General features: G+C 50.4%; 12 protein-coding genes, 3 tRNA genes and 3 rRNA genes. 14 read left to right on the top strand and 4 right to left on the bottom strand.

Annotation, left to right across the window (positions count from 1 at the left end; genetic code table 11):
• Window positions 1–45 precede the first annotated feature (45 nt).
• The 7 genes from A7K98_RS18460 to A7K98_RS18425 all read left to right on the top strand — a co-directional run bounded on the left by A7K98_RS18460 (window position 46) and on the right by A7K98_RS18425 (window position 5,582).
• Window positions 46–122, top strand: a tRNA-Ile gene (locus tag A7K98_RS18460).
• Window positions 123–230: 108 nt separating this feature from the next.
• Window positions 231–306 (top strand) — tRNA-Ala (locus A7K98_RS18455).
• A gap of 181 nt (window positions 307–487) precedes the next feature.
• Window positions 488–3,391 (top strand): 23S ribosomal RNA (locus A7K98_RS18450).
• A 229-nt stretch (window positions 3,392–3,620) separates the two neighbouring features.
• Window positions 3,621–3,736, top strand: a 5S ribosomal RNA gene (rrf, locus tag A7K98_RS18445).
• 14 nt (window positions 3,737–3,750) lie between these two features.
• Window positions 3,751–3,826: transfer RNA gene (locus A7K98_RS18440), tRNA-Thr, on the top strand.
• Between the two features lie 32 nt (window positions 3,827–3,858).
• Window positions 3,859–3,974, top strand: a 5S ribosomal RNA gene (gene rrf, locus A7K98_RS18435).
• 285 nt (window positions 3,975–4,259) lie between these two features.
• Window positions 4,260–5,582 carry an IS4 family transposase gene (locus A7K98_RS18425; protein WP_087487838.1) on the top strand — a complete coding sequence of 441 codons (1,323 nt, stop codon included), beginning with the start codon at window positions 4,260–4,262 and terminating at the stop codon, window positions 5,580–5,582.
• Between the two features lie 81 nt (window positions 5,583–5,663).
• Here the strand turns inward: A7K98_RS18425 and A7K98_RS18420 are convergent, their stop codons facing one another.
• Both A7K98_RS18420 and A7K98_RS18415 read right to left on the bottom strand, forming a co-directional pair.
• Complete coding sequence (locus A7K98_RS18420) at window positions 5,664–6,452, bottom strand: transporter substrate-binding domain-containing protein (RefSeq protein WP_087489871.1); 789 nt, start codon at window positions 6,450–6,452, stop codon at window positions 5,664–5,666.
• A 16-nt stretch (window positions 6,453–6,468) separates the two neighbouring features.
• Window positions 6,469–7,641, bottom strand: coding sequence for a M20 family metallopeptidase (locus A7K98_RS18415; protein ID WP_232461563.1), 1,173 nt, complete (start codon window positions 7,639–7,641; stop codon window positions 6,469–6,471).
• A 169-nt stretch (window positions 7,642–7,810) separates the two neighbouring features.
• Between A7K98_RS18415 and A7K98_RS18410 the strand changes: the two genes are divergently transcribed.
• The gene (locus A7K98_RS18410; RefSeq protein ID WP_087489870.1) at window positions 7,811–8,662 is read left to right on the top strand and encodes a LysR family transcriptional regulator; all 852 of its coding nucleotides are present in this window, start codon (window positions 7,811–7,813) and stop codon (window positions 8,660–8,662) included.
• A 106-nt stretch (window positions 8,663–8,768) separates the two neighbouring features.
• Window positions 8,769–9,698, top strand: coding sequence for a homoserine O-acetyltransferase MetA (gene metA, locus A7K98_RS18405; RefSeq protein ID WP_087489869.1), 930 nt, complete (start codon window positions 8,769–8,771; stop codon window positions 9,696–9,698).
• A gap of 19 nt (window positions 9,699–9,717) precedes the next feature.
• Here metA and A7K98_RS18400 read toward each other — a convergent pair whose 3' ends face one another.
• Entirely contained in the window at window positions 9,718–10,719 is a 1,002-nt protein-coding gene (locus tag A7K98_RS18400; RefSeq protein WP_087489868.1) for an aldo/keto reductase, read from the bottom strand.
• A gap of 77 nt (window positions 10,720–10,796) precedes the next feature.
• Window positions 10,797–11,477, bottom strand: coding sequence for a UTRA domain-containing protein (locus tag A7K98_RS18395; protein WP_087490585.1), 681 nt, complete (start codon window positions 11,475–11,477; stop codon window positions 10,797–10,799).
• Between the two features lie 250 nt (window positions 11,478–11,727).
• Between A7K98_RS18395 and A7K98_RS18390 the strand changes: the two genes are divergently transcribed.
• Genes A7K98_RS18390 through A7K98_RS18370 form a run of 5 tightly spaced genes read left to right on the top strand, consistent with a single transcriptional unit; the run spans window position 11,728 to window position 16,269 of the window.
• Entirely contained in the window at window positions 11,728–12,789 is a 1,062-nt protein-coding gene (locus tag A7K98_RS18390; RefSeq protein WP_087489867.1) for an ABC transporter substrate-binding protein, read from the top strand.
• Between the two features lie 24 nt (window positions 12,790–12,813).
• On the top strand, window positions 12,814–13,635 hold the full coding sequence (locus A7K98_RS18385; RefSeq protein ID WP_087489866.1) for an alkaline phosphatase family protein: 822 nt from the start codon (window positions 12,814–12,816) through the stop codon (window positions 13,633–13,635).
• Window positions 13,632–14,477: an ABC transporter permease gene (locus A7K98_RS18380; protein WP_087489865.1), complete on the top strand. Its 846-nt coding sequence runs from the start codon at window positions 13,632–13,634 to the stop codon at window positions 14,475–14,477. The genes A7K98_RS18385 and A7K98_RS18380 overlap by 4 nt, the downstream gene beginning before the upstream one ends.
• Window positions 14,478–14,488: 11 nt before the next feature.
• Entirely contained in the window at window positions 14,489–15,268 is a 780-nt protein-coding gene (locus tag A7K98_RS18375; RefSeq protein ID WP_087489864.1) for an ABC transporter permease, read from the top strand.
• An 8-nt stretch (window positions 15,269–15,276) separates the two neighbouring features.
• Window positions 15,277–16,269, top strand: a complete 993-nt coding sequence (locus tag A7K98_RS18370; protein WP_087489863.1) for an ABC transporter ATP-binding protein — start codon at window positions 15,277–15,279, stop codon at window positions 16,267–16,269.
• Window positions 16,270–16,273: the final 4 nt, after the last annotated feature.

Raw genomic sequence — 16,273 nt, 5'->3', positions numbered from 1 at the left:
CAACAGATTGTCTGATAGAAAATAAAGAGAGCAGTAATCTTCTGCAGGCTTGTAGCTCAGGTGGTTAGAGCGCACCCCTGATAAGGGTGAGGTCGGTGGTTCAAGTCCACTCAGGCCTACCAAATTCTTTCTCATACGGCGTTACGACTCCGGCTCGCATAGTTCACTATGCGTCGTGAAGCCATGCCTTGTCTGATAAAGAATTAAGGTACAGAAGTTTACCCATCGATGGGGCTATAGCTCAGCTGGGAGAGCGCCTGCCTTGCACGCAGGAGGTCAGCGGTTCGATCCCGCTTAGCTCCACCATCATTCAGTATGCTCACTGAATACTTATCTTAAAGATGACTTACGAGTCATGTTTAAGATATTGCTCTTTAACAATCCGGAACAAGCTGAAAATTTGAAAACAATGAATGACGAAAGTTATTCAGAGTCTCTCAAAAACTTTTACGATTCATAGTCGTTGCAAGACGTCTGTGGGTTGTGAGGTTAAGCGAATAAGCGTACACGGTGGATGCCCTGGCAGTCAGAGGCGATGAAGGACGTGCTAATCTGCGAAAAGCGCCGGTAAGGTGATATGAACCGATACAGCCGGCGATGTCCGAATGGGGAAACCCGGTGCACTCAGTGCATCATCGTTAACTGAATTCATAGGTTAACGAGGCGAACCTGGGGAACTGAAACATCTAAGTACCCAGAGGAAAAGAAATCAACCGAGATTCCCCCAGTAGCGGCGAGCGAACGGGGAGCAGCCCTGAACCATCATCAGTGTGTGTGTTAGTGGAAGCGTCTGGAATGTCGCGCGATACAGGGTGAAAGTCCCGTACATGAAAATGCACACATCGTGAGTTCGAAGAGTAGGGCGGGACACGTGGTATCCTGTCTGAATATGGGGGGACCATCCTCCAAGGCTAAATACTCCTGACTGACCGATAGTGAACCAGTACCGTGAGGGAAAGGCGAAAAGAACCCCGGCGAGGGGAGTGAAAAGAACCTGAAACCGTGTACGTACAAGCAGTGGGAGCACCTTTATGGTGTGACTGCGTACCTTTTGTATAATGGGTCAGCGACTTATATTCTGTAGCAAGGTTAACCGTATAGGGGAGCCGCAGGGAAACCGAGTCTTAACTGGGCGTTAAGTTGCAGGGTATAGACCCGAAACCCGGTGATCTAGCCATGGGCAGGTTGAAGGTTGGGTAACACTAACTGGAGGACCGAACCGACTAATGTTGAAAAATTAGCGGATGACCTGTGGCTGGGGGTGAAAGGCCAATCAAACCGGGAGATAGCTGGTTCTCCCCGAAAGCTATTTAGGTAGCGCCTCGTGAATTCATCTCCGGGGGTAGAGCACTGTTTCGGCTAGGGGGCCATCCCGGCTTACCAACCCGATGCAAACTGCGAATACCGGAGAATGTTATCACGGGAGACACACGGCGGGTGCTAACGTCCGTCGTGAAGAGGGAAACAACCCAGACCGCCAGCTAAGGTCCCAAAGTCATGGTTAAGTGGGAAACGATGTGGGAAGGCTCAGACAGCCAGGATGTTGGCTTAGAAGCAGCCATCATTTAAAGAAAGCGTAATAGCTCACTGGTCGAGTCGGCCTGCGCGGAAGATGTAACGGGGCTAAACCATGCACCGAAGCTGCGGCAGCGACACTATGTGTTGTTGGGTAGGGGAGCGTTCTGTAAGCCGTTGAAGGTGGGCTGTGAGGTCTGCTGGAGGTATCAGAAGTGCGAATGCTGACATAAGTAACGATAAAGCGGGTGAAAAGCCCGCTCGCCGGAAGACCAAGGGTTCCTGTCCAACGTTAATCGGGGCAGGGTGAGTCGACCCCTAAGGCGAGGCTGAAAAGCGTAGTCGATGGGAAACAGGTTAATATTCCTGTACTTGGTGTTACTGCGAAGGGGGGACGGAGAAGGCTATGTCATCCGGGCGACGGTTGTCCCGGTTTAAGCGTGTAGGCTGAGGTTCCAGGCAAATCCGGAACTTCTTAAGGCTGAGGCGTGATGACGAGGTACTACGGTACTGAAGTGACAAATGCCCTGCTTCCGGGAAAAGCCTCTAAGCTCCAGGTAACACGAAATCGTACCCCAAACCGACACAGGTGGTCAGGTAGAGAATACCAAGGCGCTTGAGAGAACTCGGGTGAAGGAACTAGGCAAAATGGTGCCGTAACTTCGGGAGAAGGCACGCTGGCGCGTAGGTGAAGGGACTTGCTCCCGGAGCTGAAGCCAGTCGAAGATACCAGCTGGCTGCAACTGTTTATTAAAAACACAGCACTGTGCAAACACGAAAGTGGACGTATACGGTGTGACGCCTGCCCGGTGCCGGAAGGTTAATTGATGGGGTTATCCGCAAGGAGAAGCTCTTGATCGAAGCCCCGGTAAACGGCGGCCGTAACTATAACGGTCCTAAGGTAGCGAAATTCCTTGTCGGGTAAGTTCCGACCTGCACGAATGGCGTAATGATGGCCAGGCTGTCTCCACCCGAGACTCAGTGAAATTGAAATCGCTGTGAAGATGCAGTGTACCCGCGGCAAGACGGAAAGACCCCGTGAACCTTTACTATAGCTTGACACTGAATATTGAGCCTTGATGTGCAGGATAGGTGGGAGGCACTGAAGTACGGACGCCAGTTCGTACGGAGCCATCCTTGAAATACCACCCTTTAATGTTTGATATTCTAACGTAGACCCGTCATCCGGGTTGCGGACAGTGTCTGGTGGGTAGTTTGACTGGGGCGGTCTCCTCCCAAAGAGTAACGGAGGAGCACGAAGGTTAGCTAATCACGGTCGGACATCGTGAGGTTAGTGCAAAGGCATAAGCTAGCTTGACTGCGAGAGTGACGGTTCGAGCAGGTGCGAAAGCAGGTCTTAGTGATCCGGTGGTTCTGAATGGAAGGGCCATCGCTCAACGGATAAAAGGTACTCCGGGGATAACAGGCTGATACCGCCCAAGAGTTCATATCGACGGCGGTGTTTGGCACCTCGATGTCGGCTCATCACATCCTGGGGCTGAAGTAGGTCCCAAGGGTACGGCTGTTCGCCGTTTAAAGTGGTACGCGAGCTGGGTTTAGAACGTCGTGAGACAGTTCGGTCCCTATCTGCCGTGGGCGCTGGAGAATTGAGGGGGGTTGCTCCTAGTACGAGAGGACCGGAGTGAACGCACCACTGGTGTTCGGGTTGTCATGCCAATGGCATTGCCCGGTAGCTAAGTGCGGAAAAGATAAGTGCTGAAAGCATCTAAGCACGAAACTTGCCCCGAGATGAGTTCTCCCTGACTCCTTGAGAGTCCTGAAGGGACGTTGAAGACGACGACGTTGATAGGCCGGATGTGTAAGTGCAGCGATGCATTGAGCTAACCGGTACTAATGACCCGTGAGGCTTAACCTTACAACGCCAGAGGCGTTTTGCAGAGACGCAAAAGAATTTTCAGCGAGTTCCTGATAGTTAAATTAAAAAATTAGCAGTGTTCTGCGGACGAACGTCCGAAGGATTTTGCGCTGAGACAAGGCGGCAACTGCGTGATGAGAAGGAGCATACATGAGTATGTGACTGAACAGCACAAAGGCAGTCAACGCAGTATCAGTGAAAAAGACACAGGACACGGCACCAAGATTTGCCTGGCGGCTAGAGCGCGGTGGTCCCACCTGACCCCATGCCGAACTCAGAAGTGAAACGCCGTAGCGCCGATGGTAGTGTGGGGTCTCCCCATGCGAGAGTAGGGAACTGCCAGGCATCCAATTTTGTGTGCTGATATGGCTCAGTTGGTAGAGCGCACCCTTGGTAAGGGTGAGGTCCCCAGTTCGACTCTGGGTATCAGCACCAGATAAAACATGATTTCGGTATAAAAGAATTTGCCTGGCGGCAATAGCGCGGTGGTCCCACCTGACCCCATGCCGAACTCAGAAGTGAAACACCGTAGCGCCGATGGTAGTGTGGGGTCTCCCCATGCGAGAGTAGGGAACTGCCAGGCATCAAATAAAGCGAAAGGCCATCCTCAGGGATGGCCTTTTTGCTTTGGTAAATTCTGAACCCCGGTGATTTATTACCTGTTCTGCTGTTCTGCTGTTCTGCTGTTTCGCGAGAAGCGAAATACTCTCCGGGCGTTGGACAACGTACCGGCTGCTATCTGAACCTGCAGAAACAGAATCAATAAAAAAGCCACCCTGGCGGGTTAATGCCGATCGTTTAAGGATCATTTGACCGATCCGGTGGTTGGTGTAAAAAGGGTTCATGTGCAGACATGGACCCTTTTTAAATGGAACTTTCGCAAGCTCTCGGCATTATTAATCTCACTGCTCCCGAAGAAGTACAAAGCCTCTCTGACCTGCTCTCTCCTGACCTCATCCGACAGGCGTTTTCCCTCACTGATACCGTCACGCTGCGTAAGCGTAAACTTCCCCTTGAGTCGATGGTCTGGCTGGTTATCGGTATGGCCATATTCAACAATAAGCCCATGAGCCATATCGTGAATTTGATGGATATTGTTGACCGGACCGGACGGTCATTTACCGCACCCAGCTCTGTGATTGCCCGCCGAAAAACACTGGGCGAAGATGCCATCCGGGTCCTGTTTGATCTCACTCAACAACACTGGCACGAAGAAGCCAGACATCCCCTCTGGCACGGGTTGACGCTTAATGCTGTTGATGGCGTTGTCTGGCATACCCAGGACACTCCTGAAAATGCAGAGGCCTTCGGCAAAGCATCTAATCAGCATGGTGAACGCGGTTATCCTCAGGTTCGTATGGTGTGTCTGATGGAACTCAGCAGCCATCTGCTGCGTGCAAGTGTGTCAGGTCGCTACGATATCAACGAAATGCGGCTGGCCGCTCAGCTGGCAGAAAATGCACCGGATAACAGTATTACGCTGTTTGATAAGGGCTTTTACTCTTTAGGGTTGTTACATGACTGGCATAATGCAGGTGAAAATCGCCACTGGCTAACGCCGCTGAAAAAGAACACTCAGTATGAAGTGGTACGAAAGCTCGGCAGGCAGGACGAACTGATACGACTGAAAACCACGCCTCAGGCCAGAAAGCAATGGAAAGGCCTGCCGGAAGAACTCATAGTGAGGCTAATCAGGCGGAAAGTGAACGGGACGGAACGGCAGGTAGTCACTTCCATGACAGATGCGATGCGTTATCCGGCGACTGACGTGGCAGAACTTTATAAGCATCGCTGGGAAATCGAGCTGGGATATCGTGAGGCAAAGCAGTTTTTACTGGGAAACCGCTGGACGCTGAGAAGCCGGTTGCCCGATCTGGTGAAGCAGGAGCTATGGGGAATACTGCTGACGTATAACCTGGTGCGTTACCAGATGATTAAAATGGCGTTCAGCCTGAAAGGAAATTACCTGCCTTACCAGTTGAGCTTCAGCGGTGCAGTATCAGAGATATTACGGCTACTGATCGGTCTGCCGTGGGCTTCACCGGGAGCCATCCCGGGTCACCTTAAACACTTTTACAGTAATGCCGGGATGCTGAAACTGCCACCACGACGAGAACGGGAATATGTGAGAGAAGTGAGGGAGAAAAGGTCGAAATATCCCTTTAAAAACAATGCCGGTCACCTTAAGTGACCGGCATTACCCTGGCGAGTGGCTTTATCACTCAGTACTAAAACTAAAACCCGGTCACTCTCATCCTGTGCTGCCGGACGTTTAAGGGGCTGTTGTGCTGACCTTCATTTCCAGGTCACCAAAATAGTGCTGTTTAATCTTTTCCCATTGCCCGTCGGCCATGATTTTCTGTATCCCCTGGTTGATAAGCGCCTGCGTTGAGGTATCTCCCTGGCGGACACCGTAGGCTGATCCCGCGCTGAACAGTTTGTCATCCGTTACTTCCGGGCCCAGCAATGCAAAGTCTTTGCCTGCCGGTTTGTTCAGGAAGCCATAAGTTACAGCAGCCCCCGGAACCAGAGAACCATCCAGTCTGCCCGCTTCCAGATCCTGATAAATCGAGTCCTGATCAGGATAAGTTACGACATCAATCCCTTTTGGAATCCAGTACTGACGCGCGTACATTTCCTGTATTGACCCCTGCAGGACGCCAATATGTTTCCCCTGTAAGGAGGCAACATCCGGTAATAATCCACTGTTCTTGCGAGCGACCAGTTTAGAAGGCGCATGGTACAGGTAATTACTGAATGCTATTGATTTTTTACGTTTTATGGTGGCACCCAGTGGTGAGATAAAATCGACCTTTTTGGCAAGCAGGGCCGGAATTTCTGCATCGAAACTGGTGATAACATAGGTACATTTGATTTGAACTGCCTGGCAAATCGCGTTAGTCAGATCAATTTCAAATCCGGCAGGATTCCCTGAGGAATCACGGAACTGAAACGGCGGATAAGACAAATCAGCAGCGACCCGTAAGGTTTTTTCAGCAGAAAAACAGCTGGTACTGAGTAATAAAGCACAGCCGGCTGCCAGCAGCAGAGAGGTTTTCATAAGCAATCTCCGGTAATTAAACGTTATTTTTCTGCCAGTGATTAAATTCATCACGTACTGACTGTAAATGCCGGGGATGCTGCAAATCACTGGCCGTCATCGCCAGGGCTTTTGCTGCATCCAGCATTGCGGCAATTCCATACTCAGAACCTGCCGCCAGAGCAAATTCCGGGGTGTGTGGCCGGACATCACCAATACGCAGGTAAGGGTGGATGGCCGCTGTTAACTGACTGACATTACCGATATCCGATGATCCAACCCCACCTTGTTCCGGTGGATTTTCGACGGTCAGCCCTAATAATCCCAGATTGTCTGCAAATAACCCTGCCAGTGCCTGGTTATTATTCCGCTCCGCGTAGGTCAGCCCTTCAACAATTTCGAGTCTGGCACCTGTCATCATCGCTGCGCCATTAGCCACCGCATAAACTTTCTGTTTAACCTGTTCCAGCCCAACCCGGGTGGCGGCCCGCAGCAGGAAGCAGGTCTCAGCATACTCAGGGACAATATTGGTTGCACTGCCACCGTGGGTGATAATCCCATGAACCCGCACATCATCAGTGAATAACTGACGCATGGCATTAATGCCATTGAAAGTATGGATCACGGCGTCCAGAGCGCTGATCCCCAGATGTGGAGCAGATGCGGCATGTGCAGCTTTACCGTAGAATTTAAAACAGGCGTCTACACAGGCCAGGGCTCCACGGACAGCCATATTTTTCTCCCGCGGATGGAACATCATTACTGCATCCACCCCGTCAAAAACTCCGGCATTGGCCATGATAATCTTGCCACCACCTTCCTCTTCTGCCGGGGTACCTATAACTTCAATCGTTCCACTAAATTCCGGAAAGGCCTGAATGAATGCCAACGCAGCCGTTACCGAAGCCGTACCAATCAGGTTATGTCCGCAGGCGTGCCCAAGCCCCTGCAGTGCATCGTACTCGGCCAGAAAGGCGATATGCGGACCGGGTTTACCGGAATCAAATGTGGCACGAAACGCCGTTTCAAGCCCTGCCACTGACTGTTGTACCGAAAAACCTGCCGCCTGAAGTGGAGCTATCAGCCGTGCTGCGGACTGATGTTCCTGGAAACTCAGCTCAGGGTTGGCATGTATCTCTTTTGCCAGGTTACCCATCTCACCGGCCAGCCGGTCAACGGATAAAATTATTTTATCTTTTATATCACTCACAGTGCTGCCATCCTGAATATTCTTTTGTCTGTCGCCAATTGATTGTCAAATCATAAGAGTACAGATATATCCTTGTCGCAGGCAAAATCCCAATTCAGATTTTTTATTAAGCAGCGATACTATAATAAAATTATTTTATGATAATGATGCTGCCGTTAAGAGGTGACTGATGAACGAGAAAGACTGGTTAATTATTGCGACTGTCTGGCATCAGCAGAATATTACCCGCGCAGCGCGGCAGCTTTATCTGACTCAACCTGCGCTGAGCTATCGTCTGAAACAGATCGAGCAGAAACTCGAAATTCAGTTATTTGAAGGCAACGGCCGAAAACTGGTTTTTAGCGCACAGGGGCGTTATCTGGCAGAACATGCCACCAAAATGCTGACAGAATCACAACAGCTTCGGCAGACACTTCAGGCACTTCGCCATCCGGGACCGGGAGAATTACGACTGGGCGTGACCAGTAACTATGCGGCATATTGTCTGCCAGAAATACTGGCCGGTTTTTGCCAGCAACACAGTGATCTGCATGTGAACGTAGTTAGCGGTCTGAGCAAAGAGATGTATGAGAAGCTTCAGCGTGATGAAATTGATATTGCGGTAACCAAAGACGATTATGGCTGGAAGGAACAAAAGCGGTTGATCCGAAAAGATCAATATCAGCTGATCAGTGCCAAACCGATCGACATGGAATTGCTGCCGCAGTTACCACAGATTTATATTAATCATGGTGGCCATACTGCTCAGTTGATTGAAAGGTGGTGGAATGCCCATTACCGGCTTGCGCCCAGGATATCGATGCAGGTTGATAAACTGGAGGTCTGCCTGGCGATGGTAGTTCACGGACTTGGATATGCCATTATCTCTGGCTATCAGACGCTGCCAGAGTCTTTGTTTTGCCAGCCACTGAGTCTGGAAGGTAACGATTCTGACAGTTATACCTGGCTGCTTTACCGGCAGCAGGGTTTGCTGAATCCGGCTCAACGATCGTTTATTGAATTATTTTCAGAATTAAGCTGAAAGATTTTCATCATAGGCCGATCTGTATCGACTTTTCAGGCACTGCACGTTAATCTTGGCTGTCTGGATGTCTAAACGTTTATATGGTTAATTGAGGTATCAGGTAATGCCAATCAGAGTGCCGGATGATTTACCCGCAGTTAATTTTCTGCGAAATGAAAATGTGTTTGTTATGACCTCGTCCCGTGCGCTGGTCCAGAATATCCGGCCGTTAAAAATTCTAATCCTTAACCTGATGCCGAAAAAGATCGAAACTGAAAATCAGTTTCTGCGGCTGCTGTCTAACTCGCCTCTGCAGTTAGATATTCAGCTATTACGGATTGATAATCGTGAATCGCGAAACACGCCAGCTGAGCATCTGGATACTTTTTACTGTAATTTTTCCGATATCCGGGATGAAAACTACGATGGTCTGATTGTGACCGGGGCTCCACTGGGTCTGGTAGACTTTGATGATGTCGCGTACTGGCCACAGATTCGTGAAGTGCTGCACTGGGCGAAAGACCACGTGACATCAACTCTGTTTGTTTGTTGGGCAGTTCAGGCAGCTCTGAATATATTGTACGGTTTACCGAAACTGACCCGCGAACAGAAGCTATCCGGGGTATATGAGCATAATGTGGTTCAGCCACATGCGTTGCTGACCCGTGGTTTTGATGATCAGTTTCTCGCTCCACATTCACGGTACGCAGATTTTCCGACCGAAGTTATTCAAAATCATACGGATCTGGATATATTTGCGGTCTCTGAGCAGACCGGGGCCTATCTGATGGCCAGCCGTGACAAGCGTCTGGTCTTTGTCACCGGCCATCCGGAATACAATGCCGATACTCTGTCAGGTGAGTATTTCAGAGATATCGGTGCAGGTATTGACTCAGCATTACCCTATAACTATTTCCCGGAAAATAATCCACATCTGACGCCGAAAGCCAGCTGGCGCAGCCACGGTAATCTGCTGTTTTCCAACTGGCTTAACTATTATGTCTACCAGATCACGCCATTTGATCTGAAACATATGACTCCGACACTGGAATAACCGGTAAGCCCCGGGAAGCTTAATCGCTGTCCCGGGCGAGAATGTCTTCGATCGCTGCCCGTTGCTGCTCAGTAAATTCCGGACTCTTCAGGGCTGAGACCGCTTCATCAATTTGCCGGGTTTTACTGGCGCCAATCAGTACCGATGTCACCAGCCCGTCCCGCAGCAACCATGCCTGCGCCATCTGTGCCAGACTTTGCCCCCGTTCAACCGCCAGGCTATTTAGCTGACTAATAACCGCCAGTTTTGCCTCACTTAACCGTTCGCGGGTGAGGAACGGGCTGTTACCGGCCATTCTTGAATCCGCAGGAATGCCCTGTAAATACCGGTCACTGAGTAAACCACCGGCCAGAGGAGAATAGGCGATACAACCCACGCCTTTATCCTGCAACGTTCGGAGTAACCCTTGTTCCGGCAGGCGTTGGAACATCGAATATTTTGTCTGATGAATAAGGCAGGGGACCCCTTGTTGCTCCAGCATTTCAATAGCGCGCGCTGCAAGCTCGTCCGGGTAATTTGATATACCGACATACAGAGCTTTGCCCTGACGAACAATGTCAGCCAAAGCCCCGACCGTTTCACTGAGAGGTGTATCGGTATCCGGACGGTGGTGATAGAAAATATCCACATAGTCCAGGCCCATCCGTTTCAGGCTTTGGTTGAGACTGGCCATCAGATATTTACGAGACCCCCAGTCACCATAAGGACCTGGCCACATGGTATAGCCGGCTTTGGTGGAGATGATCAGTTCATCACGCCAGGCATGCAAATCCTGTTTCAGAATCCGGCCAAAACAACTTTCTGCGGCACCTGGCGGGGGGCCATAATTATTAGCCAGATCAAAGTGAGTTATTCCTTTGTCGAACGCATGCAACACTAATTCTCTGCCACTGTTGCCAGGGGTTTCTTCCCCGAAATTGTGCCACAGCCCCAGAGATACGCGCGGTAACAACAGACCGCTCACACCACAGCGGGCATAAGTCATACCTTCGTAGCGTTGATTATCAGGTTGATAGATCATGGCAGGTTCTCCGTCACTCAGGGAATGGAATAAATGAACATTGCGGGTAGTTTTACCCGCACTTGATCGCAGAGGGGTCAGTTAATTTCCACATCAACACACAGCGCATCATAACGCCAGTACTCATAATCGCAATCTATCACCTGGCGGTGTTGATTCTGGTTGATACGGGTGATGCAAATACCAGGGCTGCCGGAAGCGACATTCAGTGCCGGAGCAGAAAATGCCGGTAACGGTCCAGGCAACACGGTAAAACGTACTCCGCCGTAGCGTATATTGTAGAGTTTTTCATACAGTTCGGTCAGTGACCGGGTCAGGTCTTCCTGTAATAAACCAGGAAAAAAAGCCGGATTAAGGTAATGCTCGACGTACAGAACTGCCCGACCATCAATTCGTCTCAGCCGGCGAATGCAGTACAGATTCTCTCCCTGGGCAACTGACAGCTGTTGTGCCAGCAGGGGGGTTGCAGGTATTTCACTGGCGCTGAGTACTTCGGTTTGTGCTTCGCGCCCCTGTAGTGCAGCCATTTCATGAAAGTGGCTACGCAGTAACGGGTTGTAAACCAGCCGCGGAGGCGCAATAAACCAGCCCCGGCGCAGTTCCCGGTAGATTTTTCCGCGAGCTTCCAGAAGTGCGAGGGCTTCACGTAAGGTGATGCGGGTCGTGGAATATTCTTCACTTAACCGCCGTTCTGCAGGCAGTCGTCCCTGATCAAACTCACCACTATTCAAACGGTTAAGTAATGATTCCGCGATCATATCGACAGTTTTTATGCTGCTGGTGGTCACGTGTCTGCCCCATATTAGTGCTTATCTGCACTCACTGAATTCATTGTGGTAACCAACGTCAGGCTGAATCACCAACATTGTCAGTTCTGCCAGCCCGCAGAGTATTGTAAAAATCCAGATATCACAACGCTGTCATAAAATTTTCATACTATGTCGCTACATTGGCTTGGATTTTGCTGGACTAGACCAGTGTCCTTTAACCTAATCGCAGGAGCCCGACATGAAAGCCAGTATTTTAACTCTCTTATCCGCTGCCATTTTTGTAGCTTTGCCGGCAGCACATGCGGCAGATACCAACCTTGCCGCGCTGGAAAAAGCAGCACGCAGTGAAGGACAGGTCAATAGTGTCGGGATGCCAGACAGCTGGGCTGACTGGAAAGACACCTGGCATGACATTACGACCAAATACGGTATCAAACACAGCGATACTGATATGTCATCTGCTCAGGAGCTGGCGAAATTCGCTGCCGAGAAAGACAATGCCAGTGCTGATATTGGTGATGTAGGCGCTGCTTTTGGCCCGATAGCCGTTGCTAAGGGACTGGCTCAGCCTTACAAACCTACCCACTGGGACCAGGTACCTGACTGGGCGAAAGATCAGCAGGGTAACTGGATGCTGGCATATACCGGCACCATCGCATTCCTGGTCGATAAACAGCAGGTGAAGGATATTCCGCATAGCTGGGCCGATCTGAAAAAAGGCAAGTATGTAGTCACTATCGGTGATGTAGGCGTGGCTGCTCAGGCTGCTAACGGCGTACTGGCCGCAAACTATGCTCTGGGCGGCACAGAGAAAGATCTGACACCTGCACTGAAATTCTTTGGTGAACTGGCGAAAGAGGGCCGTCTGGGTCTGACTGATCCTGTTATTGCCAATATCGAGAAAGGCGAAATTCAGGTGGCAGTTGTCTGGGACTTTAATGGCCTGAACTACCGTGATCAGATTGATAAAAGCCGCTATGAAGTAGTGATCCCGTCTGATGGTTCTGTGACCTCTGGTTACACCACCATTATCAACAAATATGCCAAACACCCGAATGCCGCCAAACTGGCCCGTGAGTACATTTTCTCTGATGCCGGACAGATCAATCTGGCCCGGGGTTATGCCCGCCCAATCCGTGCACAGTACATTAAATTACCGGCCGACGTTCAGGCCAAACTGCTGCCGGCTGCTGAATATAAAAATGCCCGTCCTATTAAAGATCAGGCTGCCTGGGACAAATCTTCCAAACAGTTACCTGCGCTCTGGCAGCAGGACGTAATGATCAATATGCAGCAGTAAGTCTGTCGAGTAATGAGGTAAATGATGAAAACAATCCTGGTGGTACTTGATGGTCTGAGTGATGTGGTGGCTGAGCATGCAATGGGGTATCTGTATGCTGAATGTGCACAGGGTAATGGGCAGTATTATCCCATGACCTGTGAATTACCGTCACTGTCACGGCCATTATACGAGTGTATTCTGACCGGTGTTCCGCCGGTGCTTAGCGGGATAATTCATAACGGGGTGAACCGCCTGAGCAACCAGCAAAGCATCTTTCATTATGCACGGGCAGCCGGCCTGCGTACTGCAGCGGCGGCCTACCACTGGGTGAGTGAGCTTTATAACCGCAGTCCTTACGATGCGGTTCGTGACAGACATACGCAGGCTGAAGAGTTGCCGATTCAGTTCGGCCACTTTTATTCCGATGACGGTTATCCGGACTCGCATTTGTTTGAAGATGCCGAGAGCCTGCGGCGGTTACATGATCCTGATTTTCTTCTGATTCACCCAATGAATATCGATGATGCCGGCCATAAATTTGGCCTTAATTCATCTCAGTATCGTAACCGGGCACGGATGGCCGATGGTTATTTATCTCACTGGATGCCAGAGTGGTTAGCACAAGGCTACCAGGTCATCGTGACGGCTGATCATGGAATGAATGATGATCGGTCGCATGGCGGAACCTTACAGGAAGAAGTCCGTATTCCGTTGTTTGTATTTGGTGACGCATTTTCTAAACAGAGTGGGCTACAGCCACGTCAGACAGAACTCTGTGGTTCGGTGTGTGAAATCCTTGGGGTAGCGCATGATAAACCAGTGTGTCAGGCACTGCTGTCTGTGACCGCGGGGACGGGTAAATGAAAGGCAAACGGATAGCTCTGTTATGGTTACTGCCATTTGCGGTGTTTTATATTGCGTTTCAGGTGGCCCCTCTGGTGTGGGTCGCCGGCAACAGTTTCTGGAGTGATGTTAACAGTCGCTGGGGTCTGGATAACTACCATGACATTCTGACCTCACCTTTTTATCTGCAGGCCTTACGGTTCTCGCTGGATATCTCTTTCTGGTCAAGCTTTTACGGTTTAATTATTTCGCTGGTGGCAGGGTACTCATTGCATCAGTTGGGTAATGGGCGTTTCCATCGTTTTATGATGGCATTCACCAATATGACCAGTAACTTCGCCGGGGTGCCGCTGGCGTTTGCTTTTATTATTTTACTGGGACTGAATGGCTGTCTGACGCTGCTGATGCGCCATTACGGGCTGGGAAGCAGCTTCCGTCTGTTTTCCCGCGACGGGATGATCCTGATTTATACCTGGTTCCAGATCCCCCTCGGTGTATTGCTGCTGTTTCCTGCATTTGAAGGGCTGAAAAAAGACTGGCAGGAATCAGCGGCATTACTCGGCGCCGGACGCTGGAATTACTGGCGTTTAATCGCCTTGCCGGTGCTTTCTCCGGCATTGCTCGGCACCTTTGTGATCCTGCTGGCTAATGCCTTAGGGGCATATGCCACTATCTACGCGCTGACCAGCGGTAACTTTAATGTGGTCCCCGTAAGGATTGCTGCGCTGGTGTCCGGCGATATCTCTCTCGATCCGTATATGGGTAGCGCGTTAGCAATGTTGCTGGTGGTACTGCTGACGGTGATCACTGTGGTGCAGCAATATCTGGTCCGCCGCAGTTACTTAACCGCTAAACATTCCTGAAGGGAGTCACTATGTCTCGGGCCGAAAATATTTACCACCGGGTCATCAGCAGCCTGTTGCTGATTATCCTTGCTCTGCCACTGGTTGCTACCCTGCTATATGCCTTGTCACGTGAATGGAGCGATACCGTGTTGCCGCAGGGGCTGACACTTTCGTGGTTTATCGAGTTATGGCAAGACCCGCGGTTTATAGCTGCATTAGGACACTCATTACTGATTTGTCTCGGAGCATTACTGGTTTCATTATTGCTGGTGCTGCCAGCAATGTTTGTGATTGCTTACTATTACCCTAAGCTCGACGGGGTGATGAACGTACTGATCCTGATGCCATTTGCTGTTCCACCGGTAGTTTCTTCGGTTGGTTTACTGCAACTATACTCGTCTGAACCACTCATGCTGACCGGCTCTCCGTGGATTCTGATTGGCTGTTATTTCACGATTGCTTTGCCGTTTATCTACCGGGCGATTTCCAACAATATCCAGTCAGTGAACCTGAAAGAACTGATTGATGCCGCTCACTTGTTAGGCGCCGGAACCTTTAAAGCGGCCCTGTTTGTGGTGCTGCCTAACCTGCGTAAAGGTGTGCTGGTTGCAGTATTGCTGTCGTTCTCATTTCTGATTGGTGAGTTTGTGTTTGCTAACCTGCTGGTCGGCAGCCGCTATGAGACGTTACAGGTTTATCTCTACAATATGCGCAATGGCAGTGGCCATTTTACCAGTGCATTAGTGATCTCTTATTTTATTGTCATCCTGGTGGTTACCTGGCTGGCCAATCTGCTTAACCGTAAATGAGGCACAACATGGCCACTTTGAATGTCAGAAAACTGAACAAAAGCTATGGTACCACCCCGGTATTCCACGACATCGACTTTACTGCCAGCGAAGGAGAGTTCGTCACTCTGCTGGGACCCAGTGGTTGCGGTAAATCAACACTGTTACGTTGTCTGGCAGGTCTGACTGAGGTTGATAGCGGGGAGATCCTGCTGGAAAACAAAAACATTGTGAATGTCCCTGTTCAGCAACGTGGTGTCGGCATGGTGTTTCAGAGCTATGCACTGTTCCCGAATATGACCGTTGAAAAGAACGTAGCATTTGGCCTGAAGATGCAAAAACTGCCAGCCGGTGAAATCCGCCAGCGGGTGGCTGAAGCGCTGGCGCTGGTGGAACTGAATGAGTTCGCTTCACGTTATCCGCATCAGTTATCCGGTGGTCAGTGTCAGCGTGTTGCTCTGGCACGCTCTCTGGTGACCCGACCAAAACTGCTGTTACTGGATGAACCGTTATCTGCGCTGGATGCACGAATCCGCCGCCATCTGCGGGATCAGATTCGTCTGATACAGCAGGAACTGAAACTGACGACTATCTTCGTGACTCATGATCAGGAAGAAGCTCTGACCCTGTCAGACCGTATCGTTCTGATGAATAAAGGTAAGATTGTGCAAAACGGGGCTGCGGAGGATCTGTATACTCAGCCGGCAGATTTGTTTGCCGCAGGCTTTATCGGCAACTACAATTTGTTAACGGCCGAACAGGCTAAGCAACTGACCGGACAATCATTCAGTTCTCATGTGGCAATTCGTCCCGAGACACTTCGGTTCTGCCAGACTGACCAGGGATTATCTGCACGCATCCTTAGCAGCAGCCTGCTGGGGAATGTGATCCGCTATCGTGTCGAATGCCAGGGAATTGATCTTTCTGTGGATATCCTCAACCACGGTCACAATGATCTCTATCCTGCCGGCCAACAGCTGGGGCTGCAGTTGGATCTCTGTGCAGTACGCCAGGTCGCCTGAGCAG

The organism is Tatumella citrea, assembly GCF_002163585.1.
In the GTDB taxonomy this organism is placed as follows: Bacteria; Pseudomonadota; Gammaproteobacteria; order Enterobacterales; family Enterobacteriaceae; genus Tatumella; species Tatumella citrea.
This window is presented reverse-complemented; position numbering and strand designations above follow the sequence as displayed.